General features: G+C 64.4%; 6 protein-coding genes. 4 read left to right on the top strand and 2 right to left on the bottom strand.

The annotated features are described in order from the left end of the window. Positions 1–729 precede the first annotated feature (729 nt). Both VGP39_RS26630 and VGP39_RS26625 read left to right on the top strand, forming a co-directional pair. Entirely contained in the window at positions 730–1,629 is a 900-nt protein-coding gene (locus VGP39_RS26630; protein WP_327571082.1) for a DMT family transporter, read from the top strand. 154 nt (positions 1,630–1,783) lie between these two features. Continuing rightward, positions 1,784–2,677: a DMT family transporter gene (locus VGP39_RS26625; RefSeq protein ID WP_327571081.1), complete on the top strand. Its 894-nt coding sequence runs from the start codon at positions 1,784–1,786 to the stop codon at positions 2,675–2,677. On the opposite strand, the gene VGP39_RS26620 is transcribed toward VGP39_RS26625, so the two are convergent. Beyond that, positions 2,672–3,874: a GAF domain-containing sensor histidine kinase gene (locus VGP39_RS26620; protein WP_327571080.1), complete on the bottom strand. Its 1,203-nt coding sequence runs from the start codon at positions 3,872–3,874 to the stop codon at positions 2,672–2,674. The genes VGP39_RS26625 and VGP39_RS26620 overlap by 6 nt on opposite strands. 134 nt (positions 3,875–4,008) lie before the next feature. Beyond that, positions 4,009–4,647, bottom strand: coding sequence for a BA14K family protein (locus tag VGP39_RS26615; RefSeq protein ID WP_327571079.1), 639 nt, complete (start codon positions 4,645–4,647; stop codon positions 4,009–4,011). A gap of 269 nt (positions 4,648–4,916) precedes the next feature. Between VGP39_RS26615 and VGP39_RS26610 the strand changes: the two genes are divergently transcribed. Further along, positions 4,917–5,324: an NADH:ubiquinone oxidoreductase subunit NDUFA12 gene (locus VGP39_RS26610; RefSeq protein WP_327571078.1), complete on the top strand. Its 408-nt coding sequence runs from the start codon at positions 4,917–4,919 to the stop codon at positions 5,322–5,324. Between the two features lie 225 nt (positions 5,325–5,549). Further along, positions 5,550–6,878: a S41 family peptidase gene (locus VGP39_RS26605; protein WP_327571077.1), complete on the top strand. Its 1,329-nt coding sequence runs from the start codon at positions 5,550–5,552 to the stop codon at positions 6,876–6,878. Positions 6,879–7,220: the final 342 nt, after the last annotated feature.

Raw genomic sequence — 7,220 nt, 5'->3', positions numbered from 1 at the left:
TGCGTAGGGTGACTGGCCGTCGGTGGTGTAGCGCCGTTCGATTCGCATGGTCGTGCCCCGTTCTTGTTCTGACCGGGCCGCTTGGCGGTGCCGGGGTGGTTTTCCTTGAGCGAATTTTCATCCGCGGTTCAGCCGGTGGACCCGACTTCTGTTTCCCTGGAGCATGTCCTGACGGAGCGCCGGCTCCGATTTTCAGGCCATACTTTAACGCTTCAACTCAAAACCTGAGCCCATTCCGGCCCGTTTTTTAGCGCCCGGAAAGCTCCCGAATTCAGGGCATGAAAACCCGTCACCGGTTTGCCTCTGAGGCTGACGGCGTGGTCATTCTGGGAACCCTTTTGGGGGCGTCCGGCGGGACCGAAAACTAGCCGGCACCGAACAGTCCAAAGCTAGAGCAACTCGCTTGCGCCCGTCAAGCACTAGTACGAGTTCCTGAATCAAATACTAAATATGGTGGAAAATTGGAAAAACCAAGGGGGTGGCCGCGCCCTGATTGCCGCCAAGTATCGGTGAGTCCTCAGGGATTCGGAAGCGAAAAGAATCTTTTCGGGAGCGCGGATTTTGACCTTCTCCCGCTGTTCACAGGACAACTATTTATTGTCCGCGAGGGGTTGCGCGCGAAAGACTCAGGCGCCGCGGCGAATGTCCGGGCTGGCATGCCCGCCGGCCAATGGCTTCCAGGCCCGATAACCGGCATGTTGGCGCCGATTCCACCGGTACCTAACTCCCATGACCATCCAAAAACAGCCGGGCGCGCGGGCTCGAATCGCGCCCGCAGGCCTGATGTTCCTCGCCATCACCTCGCTGGGGTGGGGCTTTAACTGGCCGGTCACGAAATACCTGCTGAGCGAGCTGCCGCCGCTGACCCTGCGCGGCTCGACCGGCGTGATCGGCGCCGGCCTGCTGGCCGCGCTTGCGGTGATGCGCGGACAGAGCCTGAAAGTCCCGCGCGAGCTGTGGCCGCGCCTGTCGCTGGCGGCTGCGCTGAACGTCGGCGCCTGGATGGTGCTGATGGGCCTTGCGCTGCTCTGGCTTCCCGCCAGCGAGGCCGCGCTGATCGCCTATACCATGCCGGTCTGGGCCTCGATGCTGGCGTGGCCGGTGCTCGGCGAGCGGCCGACCGTGCTGCGCGCAATTGCGCTGGTGATGGCCTTTGCGGGCCTGGCGGCGATCATGGGCGGCAATGGCATCACCGCGAGTGCGGCGAAACTGCCGGGGATCATCATGGCGCTGGTGGGCTCGATCGGGTTCGCGCTTGGCACCGTGCTGGCCAAGAAGCTGCCGCTGCAATTGCCGCCGATCACGGCTGCCGCCTGGCAGATCGGAATAGGATGTTTTCCGGTGGCGGTGGTGGGGCTTTTCATCGAGCATTCGAATTGGGACGCGGTAACCAATATCGGCTGGCTGCTCGTGATCTATTCGACGGTGATTCAGTTCTGCGTTGCCTATGTCGCCTGGTTCGCCGCACTGGCGCGGCTGCCGGCCTCGGTCGCGGCGATCGGCACCATGGCGGTGCCGGTGATCGGGGTCGTCGCTTCCGCCATCGCGCTGCACGAGCCGCTCGGCCCCGGCCAGATCGCCGCGCTCGTCTTCACGCTGGCCGGCGTCGTGCTGGCGACGCGGTCATAATGAGTGGGGGACTTTCCACGAGTCGTCCCCGCGAAGGCGGGACCCATACCCCCTGGCGCTGATAGTGATAGAAGGCATTTACTCCAGTGCCGAAACGAGACGACACGGAGTATCGGTCCCCGCCTTCGCGGGGACGACAGGGGACCTGTGAATCGTGCAATCCATAGCCGACGGACGCGCCCGGATCTCCCCGCTCGGCCTGCTGTTTCTCACCATCACCTCGCTCGGCTGGGGCCTCAACTTTCCGATCATGAAGAATCTGCTGAGCGAATGGCCGCCGCTGTCCTCGCGCGGATTGTGCGGCGTGGTGGGCGCCGGCTTGCTTGCGCTGATTGCGGTGACGAAAGGGCAAAAACTGCAGGTGCCCGTGAAGATGCGGGGGCGCCTGCTGCTGGTGTCGCTGCTCAGCCTCGGCGGCTGGATCGCGTTCCTGGGGCTGGCACTGCTCTGGCTCAACGCCAGCGAGGCGGCGGTGATCGGGACGTCGGTGCCGATCTGGGTCGCGCTGCTGGCCTGGCCGATCCTGGGCGAGCGGGTGTCGCCAGGACGCGCAACAGGGCTCGCGATTGCGCTATGCGGCATCACCTTTCTGATCGGCGGCAACGGGTTTGATGCCAGCCTGGAAAAACTGCCGGGATTGCTATTCGCGATTGCCGGCGTGATCAGCGTCGCACTCGGCACCGTGCTCACAAAACATTTCCCGCTGGCGATGCCGCCGGTTTCGCTGGCCGCGTGGCAGATAGGCCTCGGCTGCCTGCCGATCGCGGTTGTCGGGCTTGCGGTGGAGCAGCCGCAGCTTTCAGCACTCTCGAGCGTCGGCTGGGCGTCGATGCTCTACATGACGGTGATCCTGTTCTGCGTCAGCTATGTCTGCTGGTTCGCGGCGCTGGAGCGGTTGCCGGCCGCCACCGCATCGATCGGCACGCTGATGGTGCCGGCGATCGGCGTCGTGGCATCGGTCGCGATGCTGCACGAACCGTTCGGGTTGCGGGAAATCGCGGCGCTGGCGGTGACGCTCGGCGGCATCGCGCTGGCGATGCGGTCATAGTTTTGCGGACACCGCCGCCAGCGGCACGCGGATGGAAAAATGCGAGCCGCGCGCGAGATCGGATTTCACCTCGACCGCATGGCCCAGCGCTTCCGAGGTCCTGCGCACGATCGAGAGACCCAGGCCCAGGCCTTCGCTGGCCGGATCGATCTGGTGAAACGCATCGAATACCGCGCCCAATTGCCCGGCCGGAATGCCCGACCCCGAGTCCAGCACCTCGATCGATACAAAGCTGCCGCGGCGGCGGCAGCCGACCAGCACGCGGCCGCTGCTGGTATATTTGATGGCGTTGCCGACCAGGTTGCCGAGGATGGCGCGCAGCATGGCGGGATCGCTGACCGCGCGCGCGCGCGAGCGCATCAGGATCAGCCGCAGGCCCTTTTGCTCGGCGTGCAGCCGCCACGTGTTGACGATGGAATCGAATACTTCGGAGATCGCAAACGTCTTGATCCGCGGCGCGCCGAACCCCGCCTGCAACGCCGAGGTCTCCGCGAGTTGATCGAGTTCTTCGGCCATGCGCAGGCCGGCATTGACGGCGTAGCCGAGCCTCTCTTTGTCCCTGGGATCGGTGAGCTTGCTCTGGATGCGCTCGATCGCCATCACCATGACTTGCAGCGGCTGCTTGAGGTCATGGCCGGCCACCGCCATCAGCCGGCTGATGTTGCGTTGCAGACGATCGGACAGCAGCAGCGCGCGGCGGAATTCCATCTGCGACATCACCTGGCGCGCCAATGCCGCGAGAACCTCGCGCTGCTCCGGCGTCAATTGCCGCGGCTTGGTGTCGAGGACGCAGATGGTGCCGATCGGCAAGCCGTCCGGCGTGCGCAGCAACGCGCCGGCGTAAAACCGCAGATGAGGGTCGCCGATGACCAGCGGATTGTTGGCGACGCGCGCATCTTTGGTAGTGTCGGAAATTTCCAGAAACGAGTGCTCGAGCAGCGCATGGGCGCACATCGATTGGTCGATCGGCGTTTCGCGCATGCCGAGGCCGACTTCCGACTTGAACCACTGCCGGCCTTCGTCGACCAGGCTCACGATGGAAATCGGCGTCTGGCAGACATAGCTTGCGATTTTCGTAATGTCGTCGAAGGCCGGCTCGATGGCGGTGTCGAGAATCCCGTAGGAGCGCAGCGCCTGCAGCCGCTCTGCCTCGTTGGGATGCAATGCTGCCGTCTTATGCTTGTCCGAAACGCTCAACCGACCCAACCCGCGCGACGCTTCATGTTTGGCAAACCTATCGGGTTTTCGGGCGATGTCGAACCGGTCTTGCGTCAAAATAAAAGGACGGCGCATCGCGTGCGCCGTCCTGGACCATTGGCCTTGCAATCCGGCTACGGGCAGGGGTGCCGCAAGCCATCATTGCCGAGATACGTACCCGAGGCCGGATCGTAGGACCGGAAGCGCTGCCGGCAATAGGCCACGTCATCGCCCCCGGTATCCGGGGCCACCGCCACCACGCCGTCATCATAATACTGGTCGTCGTAATAGGCCGGGCCGCCATAGCCGTATCCGTACGGATACTGCGAGGCGATCGCCCCGCCGATCACGGCGCCTGCGACGGCGCCCGGAATAAATCCGCCGCCGCCGCGACGATAGTAGCCGCCGCCGCGGTAACCGCCGCCCCGATAGGCATATCCGCCACCCCCGCCACCGCCGCGATAGATGGCGCCACCTCCGCCGCCACCGGCGCGGAATCCGCCACCACCGCCACCGCGGAATCCACCGCCACCGGGAGGCGCAACGGCTACACCACCGCCGCCACCGCCGGCGCGGAAGCCACCGCCACCACCGCCGCCTCCGCCTCCACGGAATCCGCCGCCGCCACCGCCACCGCCGGCGGCTGCGGCACCGCCACCTCGACCGCCTCCGGCCGCGCCGGGAGGCGCTTGGGCGTAGGTCGGCTCAGGCGTCACCAGTGGCAACGCCAGCGCCACAATGGCAGCGGTACTTAAAACCTTGAGATTGATCATCGAAAGCGGCTCCATTTGCGGGGACACAGCCCAACCCTTTCGAGGGGCAGACGTTCCCGAGCCTCGCACCGATTGTGCGCGGCCAACCGTGACGGATCGCAACTGTACCCGGCATGAACGGATTGCGCCGTTTCCGCGACATTCGGTCACGAAATTCGCGTGCGAAGTTGTCAGCAAAGCGGGATCGCCGCGATGGCTGGCGCAACTGGACAATCGGCCGCGCCGATGGCATCAGGGTCTTACGCTTCGCGCACCAAACGGCATGGCCCATGAAACTGTTCTTGCTCAAAATTTTCACGTGGTGGAACGGCCAGACCTTTGGCACGCAGTTGTGGACCTGGCGGTTCGGCGAACTGGTCGGCGAGGACGAGCAGGGTAACCGCTACTACCGCACCAAGGGGCGCAAAATCGATCCATCGCTCGGTTTCGAGCGCCGCTGGGTGATCTACAATGGCTACGCCGAGGCGACGCGGGTGCCGCCGTCCTGGCACGGCTGGCTGCACCACACCGTCGACGTGCCCCCGACCGAGGAAACCTACAAGCCGCATGAATGGGAAAGGCCGCATATTCCCAATATGACAGGCACGCCCGCGGCTTACCGGCCCCCGGGTTCGACGCTGGCGAGCGGCCGCCGCCCCGCAGCCACCGGCGATTACCAGCCGTGGACGCCGCAATAGGCCTTGTAGGGTGGGTTAAGCGCGAAGCGCGTAACCCACCACGGTCGTTCGTCATTTGCGTTAGCCCGGCGGGTTACGCGCCTTCGGCGCTAACCCACCCTACGGTCCTGTTTCGTTGAACCATTCTGTTGGAAATGCTGCGCTTTGCCCACGGTGCTGCCGCAAAAAAGCCCGCTTGCGCCGTCCATTGTTGGGACACCTGACATCGGAAGGGGGCGACCGGTCATGCGCAGGATTTCCAATCTTCTCCTTGGCGCGGTCATCGGCGCGGGCCTGACGGTCCTCGCCATCCAGCCACCGAGCGCACTGGTCGCAGCGGCCAAGGCCGCAGCAAGCACCGATACCTACTCGCAGCTCAATCTGTTCGGCGACGTGTTCGAGCGGATCAAGGCCGGCTATGTCGAAAAGCCCGACGACAGCAAGCTCGTCGAAGGCGCCATCAATGGCATGATCACCTCCCTCGACCCTCATTCGCGCTACATGAACGAGAAGGCCTGGCGCGACATGCGGGAGACCACCAGCGGCGAATTCGGCGGGCTGGGCATCGAGGTCACGATGCAGGATGGCCTCGTAAAGGTGGTTGCGCCGATGGACGACACGCCGGCTGCCAAGGCCGGCATGATGTCCGGCGACCTGATCACCGGAATCGATGACACCGCGGTTCAGGGGCTTACGCTGGAGCAAGCCGTCGCCAGGATGAAGGGGCCGATCAATACCAAGACGCGGCTGAAAATCATGCGCAAGAGCGCGGAGCAGCCGATCGAGGTTTCAATCGTGCGCGAAGTCATCCGGGTGCGGCCGGTGCGTTACCGCACCGACGGCGGCGATATCGGATATGTTCGGATCACCACGTTCAACGAACAGACCACCGAGGGACTGAAAAAAGCCATCCGCGACATATCGAACCAGATCCCGCCGGAGAAACTGGCCGGCTATGTCGTCGACCTGCGCAACAATCCCGGCGGCTTGCTCGACCAGGCGGTTTCGGTGTCCGGCGCGTTCATGGCGCGGGGCGAGGTCGTCTCCACGCGGGGCCGCAATCCCGAGGAGACCCAGCGTTTCACGGCGCGGACCGGCGACCTGACCAAGGGCAAGCCGCTGGTGGTCCTGATCAACGGCGGATCGGCGTCTGCGTCGGAGATCGTGGCGGGTGCGCTGCACGACCACAAGCGCGCCACCCTGATCGGGACCCGCACGTTCGGCAAGGGCTCGGTGCAGACCATCATCCCGCTCGGCCCCGGCAAGGGCGCCATGGCGCTGACCACCGCGCGCTACTTTACGCCCTCGGGCCGCTCGATCCAGGCGAGGGGCATCGCGCCCGACATCGAAGTGCTTCAGGACGTGCCGGAAGAGCTGAAGACCCGCGCCGACAACAAGGGCGAAGCCTCCATGCGCGGTCACCTCTCCGCCGAAGGCGCCGAGCAGACCGGCTCCCAGTCCTACGTTCCGCCGCTCGAGAAGGACGACAAGGCACTCGGCGCTGCCTACAACCTGCTGCGCGGCGTCACGGTCAATGCGAAGGCGCCGTCTGCCAAAGCGGCAATTCCGAACTGAAGCAGCACAGCATTGTAGGGTGGGCAAAGGCGCTCTTGCGCCGTGCCCACCATCGATACACACCAACGTCATCCTGAGGTGCTCGCCGTGCTTTACGGCGAGCCTCGAAGGATCGGCCACAAGCGCTACGGCCGTCCTTCGAGATGCCGCGCAAGAGCGCGGCTCCTCAGAGTCTGATTCAAAATAAGTGACTCAAATCACTGGAGTTCGAGACACGGAAAGTCAGCCCACTTTCAGATGCGACTTGTTGAAACCCGTTGGAGCATCGCAATAACTGCAGATTTGCCTGAGGTCAGATCCCCGCAACACCGTCGTTCCTAAGTAGTTGAAATGACTCGGATA

This window comes from Bradyrhizobium sp., from assembly GCF_036009065.1.
Classification (GTDB): Bacteria; Pseudomonadota; Alphaproteobacteria; order Rhizobiales; family Xanthobacteraceae; genus Bradyrhizobium.
This window is presented reverse-complemented; position numbering and strand designations above follow the sequence as displayed.

What these genes read in the sequence shown, in the direction of transcription:
- VGP39_RS26605 (WP_327571077.1), top strand. Translation starts at nt 5,550, where the DNA reads ATGCGCAGGATTTCCAATCTTCTCCTTGGCGCGGTCATCGGCGCGGGC.
- VGP39_RS26630 (WP_327571082.1), top strand. Translation starts at nt 730, where the DNA reads ATGACCATCCAAAAACAGCCGGGCGCGCGGGCTCGAATCGCGCCCGCA.
- VGP39_RS26615 (WP_327571079.1), bottom strand. Translation starts at nt 4,647, where the DNA reads ATGATCAATCTCAAGGTTTTAAGTACCGCTGCCATTGTGGCGCTGGCG.
- VGP39_RS26610 (WP_327571078.1), top strand. Translation starts at nt 4,917, where the DNA reads ATGAAACTGTTCTTGCTCAAAATTTTCACGTGGTGGAACGGCCAGACC.